The sequence below is a fragment of the Candidatus Protochlamydia phocaeensis genome (assembly GCF_001545115.1).
GTDB classification, from domain to species: domain Bacteria; phylum Chlamydiota; class Chlamydiia; order Chlamydiales; family Parachlamydiaceae; genus Protochlamydia_A; species Protochlamydia_A phocaeensis.
Genome location: NZ_FCNU01000002.1, coordinates 98,211 through 123,677 on the forward strand (window position 1 = coordinate 98,211; position 25,467 = coordinate 123,677).

At 42.9% G+C, this 25,467-nt stretch carries 26 protein-coding genes; 15 read left to right on the forward strand and 11 right to left on the reverse strand.

Annotated elements, in window-relative coordinates:
• The first annotated feature begins 49 nt into the window (after positions 1-49).
• Genes BN3769_RS00400 through BN3769_RS00415 form a run of 4 tightly spaced genes read left to right on the forward strand, consistent with a single transcriptional unit; the run spans position 50 to position 2,486 of the window.
• Entirely contained in the window at positions 50-646 is a 597-nt protein-coding gene (locus BN3769_RS00400; protein ID WP_228840574.1) for a DNA-3-methyladenine glycosylase, read from the forward strand.
• Between the two features lie 42 nt (positions 647-688).
• Positions 689-1,405, forward strand: coding sequence for a DUF502 domain-containing protein (locus tag BN3769_RS00405; RefSeq protein ID WP_079989344.1), 717 nt, complete (start codon positions 689-691; stop codon positions 1,403-1,405).
• A 9-nt stretch (positions 1,406-1,414) separates the two neighbouring features.
• Positions 1,415-2,080, forward strand: a complete 666-nt coding sequence (locus BN3769_RS00410) for a DUF502 domain-containing protein (RefSeq protein WP_068466446.1) — start codon at positions 1,415-1,417, stop codon at positions 2,078-2,080.
• Positions 2,061-2,486, forward strand: a complete 426-nt coding sequence (locus BN3769_RS00415) for a DNA polymerase III subunit chi (protein ID WP_068466448.1) — start codon at positions 2,061-2,063, stop codon at positions 2,484-2,486. The genes BN3769_RS00410 and BN3769_RS00415 overlap by 20 nt, the downstream gene beginning before the upstream one ends.
• A gap of 2 nt (positions 2,487-2,488) precedes the next feature.
• On the opposite strand, the gene BN3769_RS00420 is transcribed toward BN3769_RS00415, so the two are convergent.
• On the reverse strand, positions 2,489-3,979 hold the full coding sequence (locus BN3769_RS00420) for a hypothetical protein (RefSeq protein WP_068466450.1): 1,491 nt from the start codon (positions 3,977-3,979) through the stop codon (positions 2,489-2,491).
• A 325-nt stretch (positions 3,980-4,304) separates the two neighbouring features.
• Here BN3769_RS00420 and BN3769_RS14880 point away from each other — a divergent pair, with 325 nt between their 5' ends.
• From BN3769_RS14880 to rny, 5 genes are all read left to right on the forward strand, one after another.
• The gene (locus tag BN3769_RS14880) at positions 4,305-4,478 is read left to right on the forward strand and encodes a hypothetical protein (protein WP_195155515.1); all 174 of its coding nucleotides are present in this window, start codon (positions 4,305-4,307) and stop codon (positions 4,476-4,478) included.
• A 56-nt stretch (positions 4,479-4,534) separates the two neighbouring features.
• Positions 4,535-4,693, forward strand: coding sequence for a small basic protein (locus BN3769_RS14300; protein ID WP_079989345.1), 159 nt, complete (start codon positions 4,535-4,537; stop codon positions 4,691-4,693).
• Positions 4,694-4,825: 132 nt separating this feature from the next.
• Positions 4,826-5,284 (forward strand): rRNA maturation RNase YbeY, encoded by a 459-nt coding sequence (ybeY, locus tag BN3769_RS00425; RefSeq protein ID WP_068466452.1) that lies wholly within the window; start codon positions 4,826-4,828, stop codon positions 5,282-5,284.
• A gap of 252 nt (positions 5,285-5,536) precedes the next feature.
• Positions 5,537-6,898: a hemolysin family protein gene (locus tag BN3769_RS00435; RefSeq protein WP_068466456.1), complete on the forward strand. Its 1,362-nt coding sequence runs from the start codon at positions 5,537-5,539 to the stop codon at positions 6,896-6,898.
• A gap of 550 nt (positions 6,899-7,448) precedes the next feature.
• Positions 7,449-9,008 carry a ribonuclease Y gene (gene rny / locus BN3769_RS00440; protein ID WP_068466458.1) on the forward strand — a complete coding sequence of 520 codons (1,560 nt, stop codon included), beginning with the start codon at positions 7,449-7,451 and terminating at the stop codon, positions 9,006-9,008.
• A gap of 140 nt (positions 9,009-9,148) precedes the next feature.
• Here rny and BN3769_RS00445 read toward each other — a convergent pair whose 3' ends face one another.
• Positions 9,149-9,892: a DUF4116 domain-containing protein gene (locus BN3769_RS00445; protein ID WP_154017757.1), complete on the reverse strand. Its 744-nt coding sequence runs from the start codon at positions 9,890-9,892 to the stop codon at positions 9,149-9,151.
• A gap of 339 nt (positions 9,893-10,231) precedes the next feature.
• On the opposite strand from BN3769_RS00445, the gene BN3769_RS00450 reads away from it, so the two are divergent.
• Together BN3769_RS00450 and BN3769_RS00455 are read left to right on the forward strand one after the other, a co-directional pair.
• A complete protein-coding gene (locus BN3769_RS00450; RefSeq protein ID WP_068466463.1) occupies positions 10,232-12,241 on the forward strand; it encodes a DUF3604 domain-containing protein in 2,010 nt (669 codons plus the stop codon).
• A gap of 246 nt (positions 12,242-12,487) precedes the next feature.
• Positions 12,488-13,135, forward strand: a complete 648-nt coding sequence (locus tag BN3769_RS00455; RefSeq protein ID WP_068466465.1) for a hypothetical protein — start codon at positions 12,488-12,490, stop codon at positions 13,133-13,135.
• 106 nt (positions 13,136-13,241) lie between these two features.
• On the opposite strand, the gene BN3769_RS00460 is transcribed toward BN3769_RS00455, so the two are convergent.
• Complete coding sequence (locus tag BN3769_RS00460; RefSeq protein WP_228840575.1) at positions 13,242-14,027, reverse strand: carbonic anhydrase; 786 nt, start codon at positions 14,025-14,027, stop codon at positions 13,242-13,244.
• Between the two features lie 199 nt (positions 14,028-14,226).
• Here BN3769_RS00460 and BN3769_RS00465 point away from each other — a divergent pair, with 199 nt between their 5' ends.
• The 3 genes from BN3769_RS00465 (at position 14,227) to BN3769_RS00475 (ending at position 15,777) form a co-directional block, all read left to right on the forward strand.
• Positions 14,227-14,496 (forward strand): hypothetical protein, encoded by a 270-nt coding sequence (locus BN3769_RS00465; protein ID WP_068466467.1) that lies wholly within the window; start codon positions 14,227-14,229, stop codon positions 14,494-14,496.
• A 12-nt stretch (positions 14,497-14,508) separates the two neighbouring features.
• The gene (gene ubiE, locus BN3769_RS00470; protein WP_068466469.1) at positions 14,509-15,237 is read left to right on the forward strand and encodes a bifunctional demethylmenaquinone methyltransferase/2-methoxy-6-polyprenyl-1,4-benzoquinol methylase UbiE; all 729 of its coding nucleotides are present in this window, start codon (positions 14,509-14,511) and stop codon (positions 15,235-15,237) included.
• Between the two features lie 90 nt (positions 15,238-15,327).
• On the forward strand, positions 15,328-15,777 hold the full coding sequence (locus BN3769_RS00475) for an acyl-CoA thioesterase (protein ID WP_068466471.1): 450 nt from the start codon (positions 15,328-15,330) through the stop codon (positions 15,775-15,777).
• Positions 15,778-15,873: 96 nt separating this feature from the next.
• Here BN3769_RS00475 and BN3769_RS00480 read toward each other — a convergent pair whose 3' ends face one another.
• From BN3769_RS00480 to menB, 4 genes are read right to left on the reverse strand one after another with little or no spacing between them, the layout of a single operon-like run.
• Entirely contained in the window at positions 15,874-17,016 is a 1,143-nt protein-coding gene (locus tag BN3769_RS00480) for an AMP-binding protein (RefSeq protein WP_068466473.1), read from the reverse strand.
• A gap of 1 nt (position 17,017) precedes the next feature.
• Positions 17,018-17,965, reverse strand: coding sequence for an enolase-like domain-containing protein (locus BN3769_RS00485; protein ID WP_068466475.1), 948 nt, complete (start codon positions 17,963-17,965; stop codon positions 17,018-17,020).
• Entirely contained in the window at positions 17,962-18,885 is a 924-nt protein-coding gene (menA, locus tag BN3769_RS00490) for a 1,4-dihydroxy-2-naphthoate octaprenyltransferase (protein WP_068466477.1), read from the reverse strand. The genes BN3769_RS00485 and menA overlap by 4 nt, the downstream gene beginning before the upstream one ends.
• A gap of 14 nt (positions 18,886-18,899) precedes the next feature.
• The gene (gene menB / locus BN3769_RS00495) at positions 18,900-19,733 is read right to left on the reverse strand and encodes a 1,4-dihydroxy-2-naphthoyl-CoA synthase (protein WP_228840576.1); all 834 of its coding nucleotides are present in this window, start codon (positions 19,731-19,733) and stop codon (positions 18,900-18,902) included.
• 535 nt (positions 19,734-20,268) lie between these two features.
• Between menB and BN3769_RS00500 the strand changes: the two genes are divergently transcribed.
• Positions 20,269-21,924: a coiled-coil domain-containing protein gene (locus BN3769_RS00500; protein WP_068466479.1), complete on the forward strand. Its 1,656-nt coding sequence runs from the start codon at positions 20,269-20,271 to the stop codon at positions 21,922-21,924.
• A gap of 22 nt (positions 21,925-21,946) precedes the next feature.
• Here the strand turns inward: BN3769_RS00500 and BN3769_RS00505 are convergent, their stop codons facing one another.
• The 4 genes from BN3769_RS00505 to BN3769_RS00520 all read right to left on the reverse strand — a co-directional run bounded on the left by BN3769_RS00505 (position 21,947) and on the right by BN3769_RS00520 (position 25,384).
• Positions 21,947-22,699 (reverse strand): alpha/beta fold hydrolase, encoded by a 753-nt coding sequence (locus BN3769_RS00505; protein WP_068466481.1) that lies wholly within the window; start codon positions 22,697-22,699, stop codon positions 21,947-21,949.
• Positions 22,693-24,324 carry a 2-succinyl-5-enolpyruvyl-6-hydroxy-3-cyclohexene-1-carboxylic-acid synthase gene (gene menD / locus BN3769_RS00510; protein WP_068466483.1) on the reverse strand — a complete coding sequence of 544 codons (1,632 nt, stop codon included), beginning with the start codon at positions 24,322-24,324 and terminating at the stop codon, positions 22,693-22,695. The genes BN3769_RS00505 and menD overlap by 7 nt, the downstream gene beginning before the upstream one ends.
• Before the next feature lie 27 nt (positions 24,325-24,351).
• Positions 24,352-24,948, reverse strand: a complete 597-nt coding sequence (locus BN3769_RS00515) for a hypothetical protein (protein WP_068466485.1) — start codon at positions 24,946-24,948, stop codon at positions 24,352-24,354.
• A gap of 106 nt (positions 24,949-25,054) precedes the next feature.
• The gene (locus BN3769_RS00520; protein WP_154017758.1) at positions 25,055-25,384 is read right to left on the reverse strand and encodes a hypothetical protein; all 330 of its coding nucleotides are present in this window, start codon (positions 25,382-25,384) and stop codon (positions 25,055-25,057) included.
• Between the last annotated feature and the right edge of the window lie 83 nt (positions 25,385-25,467).

The following is a 25,467-nucleotide window of genomic DNA, read 5'->3' on the forward strand; positions in this document are numbered from 1 at the left end:
GCAAGAGATCTAATGATAACGGATCAATTTAAATAATGATTTAATGGCCATGCTTCCCTTAAGTTTCTTTCAGCAACAAGATGTCTTGGAATTAAGTCGTCAATTATTAGGTAAATATTTATTTAGCTTTATTGACGGCGTCTTAACTGGAGGCATCATTGTTGAAACAGAAGCCTATCGCGCTCCGGAAGATCGTGCCTCTCATGCGTATGGCATGCGCCGGACAAAACGCAACGAAGCCCTGTATCTAGAAGGGGGCCATACTTATGTCTATGTCTGCTACGGCCTGTATCCCCTTTTAAATATTGTGACTAATCAGGTGAACATTCCCCACGCCATCCTTATTAGAGCGATTGAACCAACGACGGGCATTGAATGGATGCTGCAACGCCGCGGAAAATCAAAAATTGAGCGTGGCTTAACAGCTGGCCCTGGCGCTGCAGCGCAAGCCTTGGGAATCAAATTGATGCATAATGGAATACCTTTGACCGGTCCTCTGCTGTGGATAGAGGACAGGAAAGTGGACATTCCTTTACAAGAGATTATTGCGTCTCCTCGCGTAGGAGTCGCTTATGCGAAAGAAGACGCCTCCCTCCCTTGGCGATATAGAATTAAAAATAACGCCTGGACCAGCCCTGCCAAGTAATACAAAGGGAAATATAATCATGAAGTTTAATAACCGGTAAACATGAAAAAATACTTTATCACAGGCTTAGTCATCCTACTGCCCGTAGCTTTGACAATCGCCATTGTCGTTTTTCTCTTTAATCTTTTAACCGTTCCTTTTTTGGGAATCATCAAGGCGGTCTTTAACCGCTATGATTTGTTTGCCCACGGTTTTCTTTTTTTAAATCCCGATCAACTAGAAAATCTGGTGGCTCAGCTTCTTATTCTAGCAAGCCTTTTCTTGATTACCATTGGCTTAGGCCTTTTCGCGCGGTGGTTCTTTTTTCGAGGCATCATGCGGGTTGCTGAATATTTGGTAAAGCATATCCCCCTTGTCAGCCCTATCTATAGAACTTGCAAAGATGTCATTAAAACCCTCTTTACTTCTCAAACCAACTCTTTTAAACAAGTTGTCCTTGTCCGCTTTCCCAATCCCCAAACTTATTCGATCGGCCTTATTACACGAGAGGATATTCCTTATTTAAAACAGGTAGGCCATGAGAATGCTGTTTCCGTCTTTATCCCTACTACCCCCAACCCCACTTCCGGTTTTCTCGTCATTTATCAGCAAAAGGATCTGATTTATTTAGATATGAAAGTGGAAGATGCCTTTAAATATATCATTTCCTGTGGTGTCATCGCTCCTCCTCTCAATAGCACGGCTCCAGAAAAGGCGTCTCCCATTTCAGAAAATGGCCTCTCTCCTTCCCTTCAATTAATTCCATCGCAAGAGCAATAAGGCAAGCGGATGAAAAAGCTGTTTTCAACCGGACTGGTTATTTTATTACCGATCATTCTCACCCTAATGATTATCGGCTTCTTAATTAACTTTTTAACCCGTCCTTTTTTAAGCCCTGTCGAAGCTTTCCTGACTCAAACAAGCCTATTCAACGGCTCTATTCTGTTCTTTAACGAATCGACAGTAATCATCTTAGCAAGCAAAATCCTGATCTTGCTTGGATTGGCCGCTCTTGTTTTTCTAATTGGCATTTTAGGAAAAGCCTTCTTTGTCGATGCCCTCATCCGCCTCGGCGACCGCCTTCTCCATAATCTCCCCTACATCAGCAAGATTTACAAAGCTTGTCAAGATATCGTCCATAGTTTATTTTCTTCGCAGTCTAAGTCATTTTCTCAAGTCGTCCTTATTCCTTTTCCATGCGAACATAATTTTTGCATTGGACTAGTGACAAAGGAGGCTTTAACGGTTCAAGCTAACGGACAAAATACAGAAGAAATCGTCTCCGTTTTTGTCCCAGGGACACCCAACCCTTCCGTTGGCTTTATGCTAATGTTCAGAAAAGATCAATTGATTTTTTTGAATATGAAAGTCGAAGATGCGATGAAATTTGTTATTTCATGCGGCGTAGTCATGCCCCCAATAGATAGAGCTAAAAATGAGAAGCAGCCCAGCTAAAGTCACTTTTTTTCGAGTCAAAGATAATCAGGCCAAAATTCAATTGATTTGCCAAAAGGCCCAAGAAGCCTTTTTACAAGAAAGGCGCCTACTGATTACTGTTCCAACGATAGAAGCCGGGCGCTATATTGATGCTCTCTTATGGCGTCAGCCGGAAGAAAGCTTCCTCCCCCACCTCTTTACCCAATCGCCGACTTCAGAATGGATAGCCATCACAACAATGGAAGCCGGCAATCTCAATCAAGCCTCTTGCTTGCTTAACTTATGCCTGACCGCCTCATCTTTTTATCAGGAATATGAAGACATTTATGAACTAGACGATGAAACGCTGCCAGATAAAAAAGAATATGCCAAAAAACGCCTGATGGAATATAAAGCCAAAGGCTTGCTAGTCAAGGAAAGTTAATTTTACTTTTCTATCGTTTGAATTCCCCGCTTGCGAAATAAATAATTCGACGTAAGCGTTTGCAGGCTTTCTCCTAACCATTGAATCCCCCAAAGTCCAATAATACCTGCCATAGTGAGAAAAAGAAGAAAACTATACGTTCCCTTTTTTGTCCATTTTCTGCCAATTTGCATTCCCACTTTTACATAATCCTTTCCTGTTTGAAAAGTTTTTTTGATTAGCTGTAAAAGTTGCCTCTTGCCTTCAAAGAAGATTTGCAAACCTTTGGATGCTCCCTTGATGAGAAAGCTAAGCAGCTGCAAAAAACGCAGCAAAAGCGCGGAGCAGAAGGAAAATATGCCCTTTAGAAACAATTGAATAAGGGAATGCGTAAAGAGTTTGCCAATAGCTTGCTGCAATTTTCCTAACCAGCCTGTAAAAGAAGAGCGAGGAGTCAGCCAATCGGATACTTGCTGAAAAGTAAGGCCTTTTAAACGTTCCTGACCTTGCTGAAGAATATGCAAAGCCTGCTGACGTTTCCGACTGAAGAAGTCTTTAGAGCGGGAAATGCCAGCTTGAACAAAGCGGCTAGCCTCTTGCCAAATAGGTTTTAATCCGTTTACATAAAAATGTTTTATAGGAGCCAATATCCCTGCGGCCTTTTGTCCAGCCTGTCCCAGCCACTTACTTAACCATTCGGTAGCTGCCCGTGCAGCCGATTGCGAAGTATGAAACTTCACTTGCCACTTCATTCCTACAGCCTTTGCCCGATCTGCTATTTTTTCAAACTGGACATTCCCCCATGCTAAGCCCATTTGCGGAATCTGCTTTATCCTAGCAAGCGCCTCTTGAAATTGATGGACAACAGCCGATGTTCGCTCTGTGGCCCACTTTTGAATGCGTTCCGTGCCTTTCTGCAAGCGCTTGGCCAATTCAGCTATTTTTGTCCCAGGACGCTTAATAACGGCTTTTACGCTCTCTGTCAAACGCTTAAAAACCGCTTGAGTAGTATGGCGCATCCGATGAAAAGCTTGGCGGATATCAAGCATTAAGCGGACAATAGGACGGATAAGCGTCTGTACCATTTGCTGGATCGTCTGTACTGTCTGCCTGATTTTTTGCGATACCACTTCCGCGCGCTTCTTAACTTTCTGCTTAATTTTCTCCGCCACTGTCATACAAACAGTCATCAGAGCGGGCAATCCCTCCATAATAATCCATTTGGGAATCCCATATACAACAAGATAAGGAGGAAAGGCGACCGCTAAAAATAAATACTTCCCTATCCGCATAAAGCTATTTTGAAAAATTAAAAACTTCGACGTGTGCCTAAGCCGGTTAAGCGCTTCTTTTTTTAGCTTATCATGAGAAATTTCAAGCGTATCTTTATGAACAGGCTGTGTAGGAGAAGCCTCTTGCATCTGAATATCCGTCCGCTTTCTTACATCGTAAATAGTGGAATAAAGATTCGGGTCGCAACGGGATAGACTATCCGAAGTCTGACGAATGGGCATCGAGATACCTTTTTGCTAAGTATTTATTTATATAAAACAGATTAAAATATTTTATCAAATATTTTATTTCTTTAAAATAAAAAACATGTATATAATTTGTTAAATTAAAAAACAGATAAAAAAAAAGACATCCACAAAAACAGATTTTCAATAAAATAATTCAATAACTATAAATTATTTAAAGAAGATCGAATCTCTTGGAAAGAGAGAAAAATAAGGTGAAGGAGGTCTTGATTTTATTAAAGAATGGGAATAGCCATCAAAATGCTTGCACATTTTCCTATATCTTTTTATACTAGTCGTCTGTATTTAAAGGAGTATTCAAATGGTTCGTATTAGTAAACAAGCAGAAAGGCGCAGCCGCTTTCCCCGTAAACATCGCAATCCTTCTGAAAAGACAGGGTCTTTGAAAGACAATCTGCCAAAAGGATTTAAAGAGCATGCTAATGCAGTTGAAGGCGACCTTGCAGCAGCCGTTTTCATTCCTAAAATTAAATAAGAATATCTTTAGCAGGTTACTTACTTGTTGAAGGAAGAAATAGAAAGGTTTAACACATGTCAAGACACCCAAGTTTTGGTAAAGCAGGCCAAACAGCTGCTAAGCGCAATGTTCTTAAGCGCTTTGAAAGAATCGATGTTTTAAAGAAATTGGGACGTTGGAAAGAGGTGGAAAATAAAAGAATAACAGGTCTCCCCAAGACGCCTGTTGCGTAATACATTCTTTTTTCCTTCCATTCGATTTTATCGTTCATTTTATTTATAAGAGTACCTTGTGAGTGTATTAACAATCATTTCACCCGGTGCTCTTTACATTTCCTTTTCTAAATTATTAGCAAACGTTTGATCGTGATTATTAATGTTTTTGATCAGCAAGAGTCGTTAAAAATTTCTCTGGATCAATTGAAGCCGCTAGTCGAGCAAGTGCTCCGTGAAGAAGAGCGGCAATGCGATGAAGTCAGTCTCTATTTTGTTGATACGCCAACGATTTGCGATCTACATTTGCAATTTTTTAATGATGGCTCTTCGACTGATTGCATATCATTCCCGATGGATGACGAAGATGAGGACGCTCCTTATTGCATATTAGGAGAGGTATTTGTCTGTCCTGAAACGGCATTGAATTATGCGCGAAGCCATCATCTAGACCCCTATGAAGAAACCACGCTTTATATCGTTCATGGCCTTTTACATTTGATGGGCTATGATGATATTGAAGAAGAAGACTTAGTTCACATGAGGCAAGCTGAAGAGAGGCATATGAAGCAATTAAAAGCTTTAGGCCTTTGCCTCACTGAAAGACCCTAAAAAACAACGGAAGCCGATCATCGCTTAATTTATGTCTAAGATTAAAGACATTTTTCTAAAAATTAAATTATTTTATAAGAAGAATGTTTTGATCCATTTTTTGCCAAGCCGAGGTTTGGCCAGACAAAAGACCGAGAGGGTCAAAAATTTGATGATGGAAGCAAAATTAAAAAACGGATTGGGACGGAAACCTCAGAGTGTTCATGGTTTTGCTGAGCTAATAGCCGGTTTCCCTTAAAAGGAGAAGTAAATTTGTCTCTGAATATTTCTTTAGCCCTTCTCATTATTCTATTGATTGGGCTGTTTTGTTTAACTGCTGTGAATACAGCTTTGAGGCGCTTTCAAAAAAGGGATAACAAGAAACTTGCCTTGATTGGCAATAAACTATTTTTTTATCGCTATTTCCACCTTATTTTTTTCCGCAATTCAGAATTTGAAGAGCTTTTTTTTGCCAGCGTGCTGGCTCAAAATATTGTCCGCTTCTTTTATGCCATTCTGTCGCTAGGATTGCTCGCCCAGTTAAATTTAATTGAATGGATTGTTAATCCTGAAACGCATCTCGCCCAGCTATCCATCAATTGGCCTGCCGGTTTACTTTGCTTGCTCGGCTTATTTTTCTTGTACTTTATCGTCGGTGATTACTTGGGACGCATATTAGGCGGCCGCTATCCTGAGCTCTCTATGCAGGTATGCGCTTTAGTGGCCTCCTTTTTTATGCTCTTATTTTTTCCGCTAACTTTTATATTCCTCAAAATTCCCCACGCTTTTTCTAGAACGGTCTATTTTAATCCCCTTTTAGAACCGACTGTTGAAGCTAAGCAGGAAATTATTGAAATTATTGAAGAATCAAATTTTAATGCTCAGCTTGATCCCCATGATAGAAAGCTTATCGAAGCCGTCATGGGCTTTAAGGATAGAATTGCGCGCGAGGTCATGGTTCCGCGCGTCGATGTTTTTAGCTTATCGCATGACACCACTATTGAAGAGGCCGCCGTCGTCCTTCTCAATGAAGGCTATAGCCGCACACCTGTCTATAAACATACTTTAGACAACATCATTGGCGTCTTGATGTACAAAGATATTTTAGCTAAGTACATGGAATATGCGCGCACGGGAAATAAGGAAATTTTGCAAGCCCCTATTGCCACTTTAGTCAAAAATATCCTTTACACGCCTGAAACAAAAAAGATTTCTCATCTTCTTCAAGAATTTCGCAAAAAACAAGTTCACTTGGCAATCATTGTTGATGAATATGGCGGAACAGAAGGGATTGTGACAATTGAAGACATCCTGGAAGAGATTGTTGGAGATATCGCTGACGAATACGACGAAGAAGAAGCTTTATTTATTGCTTTGCCAGACGGAGGATGGCTCATTGACGCCCGCATGAGCATTCTGGATATCGAAGAGCAATTTGGAATTGAAATTCCGCAAGATGGCGATTATGATACAATTGGCGGTTATATTTTCCATGAGACGGGAACGATTCCAGCCAAGGGATTTATTCTCACAAAGCCCAATTTTGAACTGGAGGTCCTTCGCTCAAATGATCGGCGTGTAGAGAAACTGAAAATCAAACCCATTAATCCGCTACCTGAAGAGGATGGCGCTTAAATTCTGAAATAAAATCAAAAAGTATGCCAGCTACCGGCTGAATGGCTCCTCATCCATTCGAGATATTTTCTCTCTCGCCCTTGCCTCGCAAGGTAAAAATAAAATAGGCTATATTTCAATCCATATAGCCTATTTATTTTTGCGAATTCTTAGAGGCCGTCATATCCAACGCCTTATTGTCTCGATTCAACATACTTTCTCGAAAAAAAAGGATTTAAATCTAGACAATCAGCCCTCCGGCGCTAGTCTCTTAAAATCTGTCTAATCCCTCTTTCTTCTTCCTATTTATTATTTGATTTAATCCATTTATCTTTGCCAAAAGGTCTTTTTAATCAACGAATTTACCCTGTTTTCAACTGGATTTGGAAATCTAAATGAATTATGCTAAGTCTACCCGACTTTAGCGAGATTTCTCATATATCGACCCCTTGTCTTTTCGCGTGACTCTGAGACTTTATCTAAAATAGCTAAAGAAAGGTCTTTTCGTTCCATTTAAAATTATTAGTTAAAAAATTGATCAAAAGTCACAGTCGTAAAGGTATTAGAATCAATGAATGAAAATCAAATAGCGCTTTATCTGCTGATCTTTCTGCTAGGCAGCGCGTTAGGAGCTTTGTCGTTTTGGGCTTACCATCGCTTTGCCCTGGGGGGAATCAAAAAACTGGCAGCTGGAATCATCAATCGAGCAGAACTAGAAGCAGCAGAACTTAAGCGAATCAATGAATTAGGTCTTAAACAAAAGCAAGTTGAACAACAGCGTGAATTAGAACAGCTTTGGCAGCAAGAGCGAAAAAAAATTCAACGCGAAGAAGAGCGTTTAAAACAGCGCGAAGATAAATTAGAAAGCCGCATGAACCTTGTGGAAAAAAAACTTTCCGATATTGAAAAACGGGAGGCTATTTTAATTGGCCGCAAAGCTCAGCTGGATGAGGAAAAGAAAGTTGTCGCTGACACGCATGTCCGCCTCGTATCCGAACTGGAAAGAACATCCGGTTTCAGTTCTTCCGAGGCCAAAGAGATGCTTCTTGCCCGTTTAACCAATGAAGTAAAAACAGATGCGGCCAACCTCATTCGCCGTATTAAAAAAGAAGCTGAGGAAGAAGCGGAAAAACAAGCGTCCATGATTATTGCAACAGCCATTAATCGGCTTGCCGTCCCCTGCACATCCGAAACCACAGTCTGTACTGTTGCTATTCCTAATGAAGAGATGAAAGGCCGCATTATAGGCAGAGAAGGACGCAACATCCGCGCGTTAGAGCGGGAAACGGGAATTAATTTCATTATTGATGACACCCCAGGAGCCGTTGTCCTATCCGGATTCGATCCTGTCCGCAAACACATTGCCAAAGTAGCTCTGACCGAGCTGGTTCAAGACGGACGCATCCACCCTACCCGTATTGAAGAAGTTGTCGAAAAGGCGACGATCAATGTTCATAAACAGATCAAACAATATGGCGAAGATGCAGCCTTGCGCGCTGGTGCAATGAATTTACATCCCGAGATCATTAATTTATTAGGAAAGCTGAAATTCCGCTATAGTTATGGTCAAAATGTATTAGATCACTCTTTAGAGGTTTCCCATCTAATGGGCTTGATGGCGGCTGAACTCGGTCTAGATATCCGCTTGGCCAAACGCATCGGCCTCTTGCATGATATGGGAAAGGCCGTTACGCATGAAATAGAAGGCTCGCATGCCATTATCGGTCACGATCTGGCGTTGAAATATGGAGAAAGCAAGGAAGTGGCCAATGGAATCGGATGCCACCATCAGGAAATGCCCCCTTTGACCATTGAAGCCGATCTTTGCAGTGCTGCAGATGCCATTTCAGCATCCCGCGAAGGAGCGAGGATCGAAGCAGTTGAAGAATACATCAAACGCCTTAGAAAGCTGGAAGATATGGCGCTTGAATTCTCAGGCGTGGAAAAAGCTTATGCCATGCAAGCGGGACGTGAAGTGCGCATTGTCGTTCTTCCCGATCAAATCGATGATGCCGGCACAGTTAACCTCGCCCGCGATTTGACCAAGCGCATCGAACAAGAGCTCAGTTATCCGGGTAAAATCAAGGTTACAGTCATCCGTGAAAAACGAGTCGTCGAATACGCCGTCTAATCACCGTCCACGAAGCCTTTCTGCAATACCCTTTCCATCAGGGTATTGCTTAAGTTTATCTGATAATTTTCCAATCTTTTACGCTGCACTAGCCCCCATTTTCTTTTCTATTGGACAGATCGCCAAAAGATGAATGGCCGTCAATTTCCTCTTTGCTTGATGCACGATAGAGAAACTAAAGCATTTTGCCTTTGAGCCGCTTCAAGAATTTGCCTGCTCTTCAACCCCTCAGGCAAATGATTAAAGGACAGCCCATCTATTCTGACAGCCATTAAGGCCAATTCTTTGCTATTTATCTGAGCGATTGTAAATGTAGGCAACCACACCTTTCGCCTAGTGTCCCCATTTAATTCTTTTTGATTAAACGTACGGCGAAGAGAATTTTGCCCATAACGCTGTCTATTGCTCCAATCCAAAAAGAGCGACACGTTTTGCCATTTTCTAATTTTATAAGGGGAAGAATAGAGGGCGTTATCCGGCAAACAATAAAGAGCATTGACCCTTAAAAATTCTATGCAGACTTTTTCGATTTCCCGCTCGCTCTTTGCCACCTGCTCCCATTTCAAATTTTTAGGAGAACTCAACACTTTTTTCGTTGATTCGCTTAAATTATTTCTAACCTCTCCATTAAAATTTATTTGATAGTGCCAGCCGTGAATCTGTAAATAATCAAGCCCCGCACACATGCCCTTAACATAAGACCGAATCAAATACACATCTTGACTCATCTTATTCCACTGACGATTGACCAAAGACGTTTGAGGAATCATTTCAAGAGGTAAAAAGGCGAGGATGTGAAAACCTATTTCCGGAGTGATTTGACTTAAAAAGTCCATGCACACAGGCGGAGAACTAGATTCTATACTGGTTGGTAAATTATTCATATTAAGCTCTATTTCTATTATTTAATAAAAAAACAAATTTATATCAACAACGATAAACATTAAAATAAATTACAATTTCAACTCAATTAAATAAAATTGATTTAAAGTAATTATCAAAAACACAAAATATTTAAAAAATTTTTAATGTCTTAAATTCGAGTTTTTTTATCTAAAGGAAAAGATCTCGAATCTAGAGCTTTAGCGGTTTTAGGACAGTTTCTTAGGAATAATTTTTACTTCTTAAATGTCTTGTTGTGTATAAATTTCTCTTTTCTTGAAAAACAATCAAAAATAAGGCAAGATATTCTCAATTTAAGATCTAAAGGGAGTCAGCCATACATGCGCCGATCTATCTGTTATTGCGATCCTTCTTATGCTTTAGCTGGTGAAGAAAAAACCTGGAAATTCATTTATACCCCCTCTGCTACCTTACCTAAAGGAACCCGGCTCAAATTTGATCTGCAATCACGCGGACGAGAAATTGATTGGCAAATTCCAAGCGTCAATCTTAAAAAGGCCGGTGGAGTCATCTATGCGTTGCTTGATAATGGCAAAATTCTTCAAGCAACAGAAGTTGAAGCGCCAGATAGCTTTACTCCTCATTATGAATTTGTTCTGCCAAATGCCATCGAGGCTGGCGAACAATTTACTATTATTCTCGGAGCGAAAGAGAGCGAGCAAGGGAAAAAAGGGCAAAGCACAATTCGAGCTCAAACAACGGCTCAAAGGCGCCGTCCGTTCCTACTCTATATCGACCCCTCTGGCAAAGGGCATTATGGCGATCCGGAAGTGTTTACCATTGATATTCGCGGCAATGAATTAGCCAATATCCGTATTCTGACTCCTTCTTTTGTCGCAAAGAACAAACGGTTCGATGTGATTGTCCGTTTTGAAGATGAATTTGGAAATTTAACGAATAACGCTCCCGAAGACACACTAATTGAGCTCTCTCACGAGCATTTACGTGAGAATTTGAATTGGAAATTATTTGTTCCTGAAACGGGATTTATTGCTTTGCCGAATCTTTATTTTAATGAAGCCGGCATTTACACCATCCAGCTGGTCAACAGCAGAACTAAGCAGATTTTCCGTTCCCCTCCTATTAAATGCTTCCCTGAAAATAATAAGCATCTTTATTGGGGACTTTTGCATGGTGAATCAGACCGTTTTGATTCAACCGAAAACATTGAAAGCTGCATGCGTCATTTCCGAGATGATAAAGCGTTCAATTTTTATGGTGTTTCGCCATTTGAGAGCCAAGAAGAGACTCCCAATGAGACCTGGAAACTTATCGTTCAAAATGTCGCCGAATTCGATGAAGACGAGCGCTTCACGACGCTTTTAGGGTTCCAGTGGGAAGGCGAAAATAAAGAGGAAGGAGCACGCTTATTGGTTTATACCAAGGAAAACAAGCCTTTGTTGCGTAAGAAAGATCTTAAAAGCAATACGCTGAAGAAAATTTATAAGAGCTTTTCCCCCAAAGAGCTCATTTCTATCCCTTGCTTTACAATGGCAAAGGGTTTCGAATATAACTTCGAGGATTATGATCCCGACTTCGAGCGCGTTGTAGAAATTTACAATGCCTGGGGAAGCTCGGAAATGACGAAAAAAGAAGGCAATCCCCGCCCTATCCACTCGCCAAGCTCTGCCGGCATACAAGAGAGCGCGGAAGGGTCCATTCAAAAAGCTTTGCAACGCAATTGCCGCTTCGGATTTGTAGCCGGAGGCTTGGATGATAGGGGAATTTATGCAGACCTATACGAGAGCGACCAAGAGCAGTACAGCCCGGGGCTAACCGCTATTATGGCTCCCACGCATTCAAGAGAAGCCTTGGCCGAAGCTCTTTATCAACGTTCTTGCTATGCCACAACAGGCGAACGCATGATCGTGGGACTTTATTTGGCCGGCATCCCTATGGGAAAAGAGGTAAGCACAGCAGACAAGCCAGGTCTGGCCGTTAACCGGCATTTGTCAGGCTATGTGGCAGGGACAACCAAATTGAAAAAAATAGAAATCATTCGCAATGGCAAAGTTCTCAAAACATATGAGCCCAATGATTATCATTTTGAATTTGCCTATGATGATATGACTCCTTTAGAAAAAGTTTGCATTGATGCCAAAGACAAAAAGCTTCCCTTTGCTTATTACTATCTGCGCGTGACTCAAGAAGATGGCCATATGGCATGGAGTTCCCCTATTTGGGTGGATTATATTCCATTGTCCGCTCTTCCCAAAACTAACAAGCGTCAAGTCCCTAAGGCAGTAGCCCCTAAGAAATTGTTCATAGAAGATGACTTCGATGAAGAGGACGAGGATGAGGACTATGACGATTATGAAGATGAAGAATAAAGCTAAATAGCAAACGCTTCAGCCTAATCCTCCCTTGTTATCCTTGGCCGTAATGCATGCGGCAAAGTCTTATAAAAGCAGCCTAAGTGGGCTGCTTTTTTTATTCCTCTCTTAATAATTTAAAACTCTATTTATTCTAATCTGTTTAATCAATTAAATTGTTTTAATTTATATAACCACACTTTAAAACTATCAATTATTATTAAACATATTTATATTAATACTTATTTAAGCATTGGAGATCCGATGAATATTGCTGTGCTAGGATTTGGAAGCTTGATTAACCATCCCTATAGTGAAATGTACCAAAAAGAGGTAAATGTCAAAAAGCCTGATGAAGCGGAGGCTGCTTATCCCGGCTATCATATTTCAGCGGATAGCCCTTTTATTCCAGCCGAGGAGTTAAAATTGCCCATTCGCCTGGGAAGGATATCTCGCAGCAATACGGATAATCGCTGTCTCACTGTTGTCTTGGACTCGGCAGCGAGCGATGAAGACGTTTTCTATGCTAAATCGAACTTTAAGGATTTAAATCAGGCCATCAAAAATTTACGAGAACGGGAAGGGCTCCCTGAATCTAGCTACCAAATGATTGGGTATGTGAATTTGAAAACGGGAAAGAGCCGCTCGCGTATTTCTACAGTAACAGAGCGAATCAGCGCATGGGCGCACCGCAATGGGTATGATGCCGTCGTTTGGACAGACCTGCCAGCTAAAGGGGTCGCTTTCGGCTTATTTGGCACAGGCATTCGGTCAACGGGCAGAGAAGTGATGCCTCTTTTAATTAAAGATCCCATTCTGCTTAAGAATACAAAAGCTTACATCCGTGATTTGCCAGCCCCTCTTAATCCTTTACAACAAGATATTTTGAAAATGGATGAAAAGACTGTTTAAGGCTTTCAAAATCGCTTCGTTGCATTAAAGCATTCCAGAAGCGACTCCTTGCAGATTCGATGATCCATCCATAGGCGAACTATGGATGGATAAGTGGATCAAATTCTCATTGAGCAGCGGGCACGCTATAAGTGGGCTTAGACTTATTCTGAACCAATTTGCTTAAAGATTGAAAACGGTAGGTCTCCGGATCATAATAGAAGACTTCTCCCGTTTCGATTTTATAATACCATCCATGTAAGTCCAGCTTGCCTTCGTCTACTCTTTTCTTGACAAATGGGAAGCTCATGAGGTGCTCTAGCTGATAGATCACGGAAATCTGTTCTGCAATTTCATATAACTCTTCTTTCGGCGTATTTGGTTTGGCAGACATTAAAGTCATTTTCTTCGCTTCTTCGCCAAATTTTAACCAGCGTTGAATAATCCCCAATTTAGTAGGATCCAATTGCTTGAACAGGCCTTGGATCGCTCCACAATGCGAATGCCCGCATATAATGATATGCTTTACATTAAGGGCTTCAATCGCATATTGAATGGTTGCAGAAACCCCATCCCACGCATTATCTTCATAGGGTGGAACAAAATTTCCGGCTGTTCGGATAACAAATAAGTCTCCAGGGCGCGTGCCCAAAATCAAATCAGGAACAATGCGCGAATCGCTGCAGCCAATAAAAAGGGTCTGTGGGCTTTGCCCTTCTTGAACAAGGCGAATAAATTCTTGCTCATGCTGTTTAAAATACAAATCTTTAAATTCTTGATGCCCTCTAGCAAAATTAAGCGTTTGATTTAACAAAGTCTGCTCTTGAGGTTCCTGCTTATTCGGTTGTTCCGCACCATTCACTTGAAGAGCTAGGCTGAGGAAGCCCAGCATAAAAATTTGCCGCCATTTCATTCTCTTTCTCCTTTATGGATAGTTATAAGTAAATTCCTAAATCAAGACCTCGATAAGAATGCGAATTATAATAATTATTATTTATTTGTCTATTAGAGCATGTCTTCTAAATTGCTAATGGCCTAAGCGGGCGAAGTTACAATTGCAGACTTTCCGTCTTTTTTGCTATCTTTGCCTCAATACGCAAAAGGAGAAGAACGTGTCAAATTTATTTCTAACATTAGTGATCGCCTTTGTCCTTATTGTCATTGCAATTGCTTGTTTGGCTATTGGCTGGCTCATTACAGGCAAAACGAAAATTGAGAGAGGCTCATGCGGACGGGATCCGACAAAGAAGCGTTCTCCCGAAGAGTGCGGCCATACGTCTTGCGATCTTTGTATGCATCCTGATCTAAAGGCCCAAGATTCAAAAGAGGCTGAGAGAGAAGATAAGGAAAACCATTCTCGCGATTCTACCCCTACCTCTTAACCGAGTTAAATTATGTATAACAAAAACCGCCCTCAGACTATTCAAAAGATGTTTAACAGCATAGCTAAACGCTACGATCTCACTAATGCTGTGCTGTCCTGCTATCTTCACAAGCGCTGGAACCATGAATTGGTCCGCAGAGTTTTGTGCGACCAGACCTCCCACACTTTGCTAGATCTCTGTTCGGGAACGGGAGATATTGCTTTTGATTATCTTCGCTCAGTCTCTACTCCATGCCGAGCTTATCTTGTTGATTTTTCTAAAGAAATGTTGAATTGCGCAAAGGAAAAGGCCGATCAGCTTTCCTTTTCTTCTCATTCTCTGGAATATATCCAAGCGGATGTTCACCGCTTGCCATTTTTAAATCAATCGGTCGATTGTGCAACTATGGCCTATGGAATCCGCAATGTCCATCACCCGGCCCAATGCATCCAAGAGGTTTACCGAGTCCTTAAGCCCGGCGGATGCCTGGGAATTTTAGAGCTGACACGCCCATCTAACCGTCTACTGAGATATGGCCATCAAATTTATCTGAGGACGCTGCTTCCCCTCTTTGGCAAATGGCTGACAGCCAATGAAGAAGCCTATCAATATCTGCGCCAAAGCATCCATACATTCATTCCGCCCGGACAATTAGAAGCCTTATTTCGAGAAAACGGCTTCATTAAGACAGGCCGCTATTCCTTAAATGGAGGCATCGCCACTATTATTACGGGATATAAGCCAATGAGCGGCGCCTAGGCCTATTATGAGAGGCTTTCCGGTGTGAATTAAGATGCGCTGCCTGTTAGGCAGCCTATCTTCGTTTTAATGTCATGACTGAGTTTTTAAATGAATATATTCAAACGCGAAATTTTTATTCCCTTTCATTTAGTCGATGCTGCCGGCATTGTCTTTTTTGGACATGTATTCGGACTTGCCCATCAAGTCTTCGAAAATTTTATCTTAGAGGGTATTAGCATACCATGGAAGGAGTGGTTCCAAAATCCAGACTGGATCATTCCCATTAAGCAAACAGACGCCGTTTATTATGCCCCTTTAAAGGCAGGCTCTACCTGCCACGTTCATCTGCAAATTGCCGAAATACGCCCTTCGTCTTTTAGTGTCACTTATGCCTTTATGCAGGAGCAGCTATGCTGCACTGTTAAAACTGTCCATGTGTTCTGCAAACGCGAGACCCAGCAAAAGCATCCCCTACCCCTTGAATTGTCAGTGTCTTTAGCCAAGTACCTACCCGCGCCTACTGCATCAGCACCCCCTACTTTCAAGCCGGCCTTTTAAGCTGAAAAAGCAGGAATTATTTCTCTCTCGGAAAAATAGCGTTGTCTAATATTTAAGCGCAAAAACCTCAAACACGTTATCCTCTCCTAATAGCCACTAGTGCTTTCCGGACGCGCTCTTGTTTATCAATTCTATCAATTCGCTTTTTAGCACTTTAGACAAAGCGGAGCGTGGAATGAAAGGCAGATGATGCACAGCACGGATACGCTCAAAAGGCAAAACTGTCTGCCCAAACCGTTCGATAATGGTAGCAGCCACAGAAACCGGACAATTGGCAGCAGCCAAATGCACGGCATGCCCTAATCTGGAATCAGGCATAGCGACCAACGTCATTTCTTGCCCGATATTTAGCTGCAGGCAAATTGTTTGCAAATGCGATTCCAATCGAGCTAAGTCGACGCTTTCTCCTCCCACTTTAATAAGGGCATCCGTTCGCCCCTCTATTATCAATGAGCCCTCTTGCACGTTCCCTCGGTCTTCTCCAATAAACCAGCCGTCTATTTTAGGGTCAAAAAACCGAATGCGCGTCCCTTCAAAATAAGCGTAAACGCTCAAAAGCGAAGCCCCCTTAAAGGCAAGCCGTTCCTCTTGTTGTTGAGCCTGTACATGCGACAGGAGACGCAAAGGCGGATAGCCAGCCTCGTTCCAGCTTTCCAAGGGTGCGGTCGCTACTTGAGACGCGCACTCGGTCAGGCCATAGCTTGGCAAAAGAGGCCAGCCCAAGGCAATTCCCTTTTTATAGAGCTCGGGCAAAAGCCGCCCTCCTCCAATAATGACAGCGCGCAAAGAAGGCGGCGCTTGCAATCCTAATTGAATCAGATCATACAATTGCGCCGGCACTAAAGAAGCCAGTGTTCCTTTAACCGCTTGAGTAAAATTACAGAAGGAGGGCGCTTGCCATTTCGGACAATGCGCGTTGAAATCATAGATATCCGCTCCGCTTAGATAGCTGCGCGCCCAAATCCCCAAGCCTCCGACATGAAAGGAAGGCAAAGCCAGAACCCAGCGATCGAAAGAAGAGCTGTTTAAATGCTGGTTAATAGCCTGGGCCGAAGCCAATAAGGCCTTTTTAGACAATCCCACCCATTTTAGGCTTGTCGATCCCGAAGTGGCAAGCCAAACATGCCCCGGCCACGAGCCGGCAAAGGAGAGAATTTGCTGGTATTTTTTTTGTTCTTCCTGTGCATAGGCAGGATTGAGAAGTACATGGGAGTCCAGGCTGGTCCAATCAATTTTCATTTTATAGCAATTCTTTCCACGTTAATTTGGCAAGTTCGGTCTCAAACGCCTCGGGCAGTTCAAAGACAGGCCCCTTCCAAGAGAAATGTTGACTGAATGAGTTGGGAAGATAAACACGATGCGATAATAAACCGTGCCGCTCTTTTCTTTCAGGATCCACTTGTGAAGCGGCATAAGCAGCAGCTACTTGATCCAGCGGATGGCCAAGATAAGATGTCACAATTTTGCGCTGGTTGCCCTTTTTCCGCCACTCCTGTTCCGGTTGAACAGCAGGCTTAAAAATGAGCACTTTTGCCGCTTCGGGCCGATTAACGGCTGACTGGACTTGCCGATCGCAGGCAAGCGTCCACCCTTCCATTTGTATAGCCTCCCACGGCTTGTTTTGAAAAGGAAACGGATCTTCGATAAAGTCCATAGCAGTCTTTAAGGAAGAAATAAGGGAGAGAAAAGAGCGGAAAGAAGCTTCTGTTAGGCATTCATTGAAATCTAGCCGTAGGGCAAGCGAAGTTCCTTCAAAAAGCCTAACCAGTTGGCCGGCCTCTTGCTTGGGATCCCGTCCCACCTTTATTTTTACATGCGTGTAGCCTTGCAGCTTAATTTCGCTCACCATTTCTTTTGAAGCCGCCGTTATATTTGTCAGCAGATAGTGGCTCAAAGGAATGTGCGCGGCGCGAACTAAAGGCTCTTTTTTTTCTCTTGCCTCAGCATCCAAGCGGGCGAGGGCCAACGTGCAATGCGTCAAGGGAGTCGCTCCTCCCTTTTTTAGCGCTTCTAGCTGAGCCTCCAAAGGCAAATCGCCTAATTCCGGCCAAGGATGACAGTCGGCATAACCGATTTTATTCTTATCAAAATATACGCGCACTAATGCGCCTGACCGGCAAGTTTGCGAGGAGCGCGACTGAAGCGATCCGCTTGCATAAAGCTCATAAAGCGAATAATCGATCTTCATGAGAATAGACAGGCTGCAGTCAAAGCCAATCCGAATGCGACCATGCTCATCACGCTTCCCACAAAAAATTCATTGTATTTTGCACTTGGCTCTGTCGTCCATATGGACTGCACTGTGCGATAGGCTATCGGAAGCGCCGCTAAAGGCAGTAGCGCTAAAAGCAGCTTGCCTTTAAGCGCCCATAGACCTCCCATTGCAAAAGGAGCGAGCAGTAAAAAAGCGATCTCTAGCCGGCCAAATGTTGCGCCAAAACGCACAGCCAACGTGCGTTTATTGATTTTTGCATCGCTTTGAATGTCCCTCAAATTATTAATGGCGCATGGAACAATAGCCAGCAGCCCTAATTGAGTCGCGGCAAGCAAACAATCGATGTCAACGGATTTTGTTTGAAGATAATAAACAGCGGAGGTGCTGACTAATCCATAAAAAATAAAAATAAAGGGTTCAGCCAACCCATGATAGGCAAGCGGCATAGGTCCGCCCGTATAGAGATAGCCGCAAGCTGACGCAATGATTAAAATAAATAAGAAAGGCCAGCCGCCAGCCAGAATCAGCGGGATCCCCATTAGCAGTGCGCAGGCAAAAAAGAAAAAGCCGCCTTTCAATACCTGTTGAAAAGACAGCAAGCCCGCTTGAGTCACCCTCAAGAATCCCACACGTTCAGCCGTATCAGCCCCCTTTTTATAATCCAGCGCATCATTAATGTAGTTAGTTCCCACTTGAAGGCACAAGGAACATAAAAACACAAGCGTGGACAATGTCCAATCAATGCGTTCGACTCGTCCAAAAGCTAATGCGGTGCCCACCAAAACAGGAATCAAGCAAATCGGCAATGTTTTGGGTCGCGAAGCTAACAGCCAAGGCTTAAGACATTCCAGCTCCCTTTTAATCGTTAAGAAAGAAGATTGATTGTCTCTCATAAATCCTTATCCGATTAAGGTAAACGCGTAAATTGGTTAAAATTCGGCTTGCGTTTTTCTAAAAACGCTTGTTTGCCCTCTTGAGCTTCTTCAGTCATGTAATAGAGCATGGTGGCATTTCCGGCTAAATCTAATAATCCTACTTGACCGTCGCAATCGGCATTTAAGCAAGCCTTTAAACAACGGAGAGCGAGCGGTGAATGCTGCAAAATTTCGCGACACCATTTCAGCGTTTCCTTTTCTAAATCCGCCAAAGGAACGACGCAATTTACCAACCCCATTTCTAAAGCTTCCTGGGCATTATACTGCCGGCACAAATACCAAATTTCACGCGCTTTTTTCTGGCCAACAATGCGGGCTAAATAACTACTGCCTAACCCCCCGTCAAAAGAACCAACACGAGGACCGACTTGCCCGAAGCGGGCATTGTCTGCCGCAAGGGTTAAATCGCATACCACATGCAAGACATGTCCTCCCCCAATTGCATAGCCGGCCACCATGGCAATCACAGGCTTGGGCAAAGAACGGATTTGCTTCTGCAAGTCTAAGACATTTAGACGAGGGATGCCGTCACGTCCGAGATAGCCTTCTTCTCCCCTTACTCGCTGGTCGCCGCCCGAACAAAAGGCGTCCGGCCCTTCACCTGTTAAAATAATTACTCCAATGCTCGGATCATTACGGCAAATCTCAAAAGCTTCTTGCATCTCTTCTATTGTTTCAGGGCGAAAAGCATTGCGCACGTGCGGACGATTAATCGTAATTTTGGCGATTCCATCCTCTGTTTTTTCGAATCGGATGTCTTCGTAGGTTTTAATTGCTGTCCATAGAGAAGGAATGGTTTGCATCATATGAATCAAGCCTCGTTATTAAATGCTTTAGAAATTGTCTCCTAGATTATATAGAGAAGCGCTGATTAAAGGTAAAGATTAGAGTATAGCCCCCCTTATAATTGCCTATCCCTGCCTCCTCGTCTCTCTTTTAGAGACTATCGTCGCATTCAAGCCATTAGAAGATTTCTAACAAACTCAACAATTTATTAATAAGAAATAATTTAAAAATCTAAAAAGTTAAGAATATAAAAATGTTTTTACTTTTTAGATGTATAAAAATTAATTTAAAAAAAATGTAAATTATTTTTACAAAAAAAATTAAATTAATGAAACCAACATTTTTTACAAAACAAAATAATTTTTTATAAAAAAATCAAAAATCATTTATTTTCTCTAAAAATCAAATAAAATTTAAGTCAAAAACATAAAAATAGTTTATTAACAACAGATAAAAAACTCATATATTATTGACAAAAAGCCTATTTTTTGGTAAAATATTATTATAAACTTTTAGTAAAAACCATATTAATAAAGCATTAAGAAAAAGGAAATTATGAATACATCAATTCATTCCCATCAAAGTTACCAGGGAATTGAAGGGTTTTCTCTTTCCAAATCTGCATCCGCCAATCCGGGATTGCAGAGCGGTCAAGGAATTCAAGATAAGCAAATTGTGGGATCCCAGATTTGCAATACTATTAAAAATGTGGCTATTGCAGCTGTTGCTCTAAAGAATGCAACTGAGTTTGCCTCTCATAGAGGGATGCGCTTTTTAACAGCAGGAACGACGCTTGCGACGGGCTTAAGCTCCCTCTATACCGGCAATATCATGACTGGTTTGACATTTACAGCCATTGGCGCCAAAGAAATGTATAACATGTTTGGCACCAACTATGACGAGTCTGAAGTCAAGCGTTTGATTGGCGATACGCAAGCGGGCATTAAAATGATCCAAACGCTTGAAGAAGCGAACGGAAAATCCTACGAAATTGTCAACGGCAATTTAGGCATTGTTAATACGAATTTGCAAGAATTGAAATCTCGCATGGAAAACATTCGCTCATTAGCAGTGGAAGGAAGCCAAAAATTAGAAGAGCAAAAAACCAAGACAACCAAGCTGTACCAAGAAGCGGAAGCGCTCTTTTTAAAAGCGCAAGTTTCTTTTGCTGACAGCAAGGAAAGCATTAATCAATCAGATAATCTGTTCGAAAAAGCTTTAAAGCGTTTTTCTAAAGTCATTGACATTGCACAAGAAGAAGTCTCTGAATTAAATGCCGAAGAGAAAGTTAATCTATTTGCCACTGAAGCCAAAGATGCGTACGAAGAATGCTTAGCAGCTAGATCCGTCCTTCAGCAATCGGGCCAGTCATTAGATGAAGGCATGAAGATTCTCGAGCAAGCGATTTCCAAGTATAATGAAGCGTCTATGGAAGCTGGTAAAACAGACGAATTAGCCAAGCATGAATTGGAAGCGATTGCAAGAGAAGCCGATACTCAGAAGATCGAAGAAGAGACCCAAGAGAAAATCGACGAAATGCAAAGCGAGCTTAACCTCATTAAAGCCCGGCATCAAGATAAAGCGCTCTTATTAGAGGCCGCAAGTGAAGACCTAGAAGAAGCCCAGCAATTGCTCGATCAGCAATGGGGAACTTTTAGCATTATAGTTGGCGGCGGACTTGGCGCCCTTGGCGGCGGTGCAATGTTTGGAGGACTTGGAACGGTGGGTGGCATAGCTGTTGGAGCCAAGCTGGTTCACGAACGCCATAAAATTGGCGAGTTCATATTCGGCGCAGATCCAGAACCTGCTCCTCAAGCAACTCCGAAAAACCCCGTTCAATTTGAGTTCAATGCTCACTCGACAGGTTTTTGGGGAAGATTCATTGAAAAACGCCAATCTTATACGGCTGGTAAAGTCAGCGTTGACGTAGGCAATGGCGAGCAGATGTCTGTGAAGTTTAACTTAAATGACAAAAGCAAGATCAGCAAAAAAGATCTCGAGAAAGTGGCTAGTCGCTTACTTAACAATCTTAGAGACAACAAAGTCTCAGCTGAACACTGTTTAAAAGTCATCGATCAATTGCAGAACATGTATGTCGAACGCGATAAGAAGCATAAAGCTTCCATCGGATTTGTTTCTCAGAAGGACGCTGTTTACTTCAACGAGTTGAAGCGCAAATGCGAGAGCCGTTTGCAAAAAGCAAGCAAATAATAGGCGACTACTCGTTCGCCCTTCATTGAAAGGCCAAGGAATTTGATTCCTTGGCCTTTTTCTTTTTCTCGACTCCCACTGTTTGCATAAAAGCTTGAACCACCATCTTAAACGTTTCGGGCTGCGCCCACGGCGTACGATGTCCGGCATCAGGAATAACCAGGCAAACCGATTGCGGATGCTTAAACGTTAAGCTTTGAGCAAGCGCACAATAGCGCGGATCTTTTTCCCCGACAATCCACAAAAGCGGAATGGGCAACGCTTGAATGAGCGCTCTTAAGTCGTCTTGCCTTCCCAGTGAAGCTTTCCTCAGTAAATCGGCTAGGCGCTGCCGCTCGTAGTCTTCTTCCTTTCTATGAAAGTGAACGGCATCCTGCAAAAAAACGTCTTGCTGGTTCCATTGCTTGATCACCTCTTTCCAAGGTTCTTTTTCGAAACGCTGCGCCCATTTTTCGTCATGGGCAAGGCGCTGCTGCTTAAGCGCGGGATCGCCCAACCCCGGATGCGCCGAAATAATCACGCCTGCTGCCCATCGAGTTGGATTTTGAATGAGCGCATGCAAGGCAAGCCTTCCGCCTAGAGAATAGCCCATGAGGATAGCTGGTTCGTTCTCCTTGGACACTCGCGCATTCAATTGCTGAGCCCATTCGGAAAAATCACTCCAAGGAAAAGAAAACAGGTCGATTCCCTTTAAATGGTCTAAGCCCAAGTCAGACCAATCGGAAGGCAACCCCAGAAAACCCGGTATGGCCCAAAGAGAATAGGGGTTTACCATAATGATTTCATCTTTTTGAAAAAACGGTCTGTTGCAGCCTGATCAGGAAGCAGTTCAATCAGCCGGCCGCCTTTGCTAGGAGAGGGCTGATTCGGAATGCGGGTCCACTTTTCATAACGCCATTTCCAAAAATCAGCCAAAGGCTTGAATTCCAACTGATGGGAATTGCGAAAGGCTTCATGGGCAAACATGCGGGCAAAAATTTGGCCTCCGCCGTTGTTGATGACCACTACATTCGCACAAACGTCCGGCATCTGAGAGGAAATCCAAGGTGCAGCCATGTCATAAAGAGCGGTCAGATCGCCTATAATGGCCCAATTATCTTGTTCTGAAGTGCTATAACCAAGGAAAGTCGCCAACTGGCCATCGATGCCGTTGACCCCTCGATTAGCCGCCATCTTGTATTGTTTTGGCTCCCAGATAGCCGCTTGATCCCATTCACGGATAGGCAGACTGTTTCCCAAATAGACCTTAGATCCGACAGGAATAAGGGTGGATAGGCCATGGATCAAGCTTTGTTCAGCCAAAGGCTCTTCATGAAATAGCTGCTGCAAAAACTGCTGGGCCGCGCGATCGGCCTGCAGCCAAGGAAGATAATCGCCTTCCGGCTTCTTTATTCGCTGGATAGCCCATTCGAAAAACGGGTTAAGCGGCGTATAGAGGGTCTCTGCCCAGCTTAATCCCGAAAAGGGAAGCTCGCTGACCGAACACACGTGAATCGCGCCCGCTTTATCCTCTAGATCGCGCCATAAGCGGGCTGTCGGCACGCCGCCAATGCGCAAAATGCCATCGATCGGATAACCATGCGTTTCGGCTAAGCTCCAAATGCGGTCAATGACGGTCACGCGCAAGTGGGCCAGGCGCGGGTCCTCTCTTAAGCCCGAGATTCCCTCTGCATACACAGGCGCCTGTAAAGCAAGGAGAAAAGAGACCGTCCTCTCGATCTGGCTTGGATGCAAGGCCCCTACAACGACTAAAGGGCAATGGACTTTAGCCAAAAATTCTTCAAAAGCATTCCAATGGCGTCTATCCTCTGTTTTGACCGGAGAGGAAAAAGTGGTCCGAGGAAAATTATTGTCTGCTTGGATCTTTTGGCAATCGCTATCTTTGGGCTCTTCAAAGCATACATTGAGATGGGCAGGGCCTTCGCAAGACCACTTATCTAATTGGCAAAGATCGTTTCCTTCCAAATCCTGCATGTAATGCGCATAATAGGTGTATAACCCGACTTGCTCTGCGCTTTGCGGAGCGCCTGATCCTCTATAGCGCCGCGGACGATCGGCTGTGATAAGCAGCAAAGGCAGTCCGGTGTAATACGCTTCCATGGCAGCCGGCAGCAATTCTCCTGCCGCTGTCCCGGAAGTCGTCACCACTGCAACCGGGCGCCCTGTGGCTTTAATCCGTCCTAGCGCAAAGAAAGCAGCCGAACGTTCCTCCGGCCAATAATAAATTTTGATTTGCGAAAGGCTCGCCAACGCATACACAAGCGGGGCATTGCGCGCGGCAGGAGACAAGCAGAATTCCTTCACCCCTTTTTGGATCGCTTCTTTTACTATATGCAGCGCTAAACGATTATTCAAAGGGGTTTCTATTTCTTCTTGAGAGGGCAATAATAATGTATTCATGGTTATTCATTTAATGAGTTATCATATTCAAATCGAGTGATTTAATCCGCAATCGAACGATTCTTTGAAGACCTTTACTATTACCAAAGAGATGCCCATAAGAGGAAAGATGGGATGGATACCCAGGCGTTTCAGCCGAGCAAAATCATTTGTCTGCCCATTCTGAGTAAAAAGATTTCCTGAGGCTCCTTTGACTGCATAGATAAATAAATTTCCTAAATGGCTTATTGCCAACCCATTCAAGGTTGCACAAATGTTAGGATTACCGCTATAAAAACCTAAAGTAGATAAACTCGTTGCATAAATGAGCGACATGAAAGGACCCGCGCCTTGAATGAGGATTTCCCGTGTTCTCTCATTTAGACAGTTTCCTATTTTAGAAGGAAAGCCTTTAACTAGTTCTGTGGCTCCTCCTCCACAAATAGAAAGACGGATATCCGTTTCTGTTCCAGAATATAGAAGTTTGGCAGTTATAGCATGTCCCAATTCATGGAGATAGGCTCCAGGCAGCTGGGAAATGCCCTCTACCGTTTGGACAATTTGTGTCATTTTAGGAGAAGGAGACGCTCCCCATTCTATGCGCGGAATAAAATCTGAAAAATAATTTTTAAAGCTGGTTATCATGGATGATCTCCCCTGCTAACTTCATGCTAACGGACTATTGTCGAATTGCTAATTATAAGCTAGTATGAATTTAATATTTTTTCTTAAAAAGTTATCCTATTATGCTCTAGCGGCCTAATCCATACTCCAAAGCGTCCTTAAAAATCTTTACAGCGACTAATGAGATGCCCATAATGGGAAAAATGGGGTGGATGCCTAATTTCCTTAGCTGAGCAAAGTCATTTGTCTGCCCATTTTCTGTATAGTTATTTCCGATCATTGCTAAGGCCGCATAGCCCAACAGATTGCTTAGATGACCTATCGCCAATCCATTCAAAGAGAGGCAAGTATTTAGATCACCGCTATAAAACCCTAAAGCAGACAAGCCTGTCGCATAAACAACACTGGCTAGCGGGCCTGAGCCTTCAATAATGATTTCCCTTGCTCTCTCGCTCAAGTATTTTCCCATTTTAGAAGGAGAGGTTTAAAAAAAAACTCTTGTTCCGCCTCCGCCATCAATAGATAGATGAATTTCCGTAT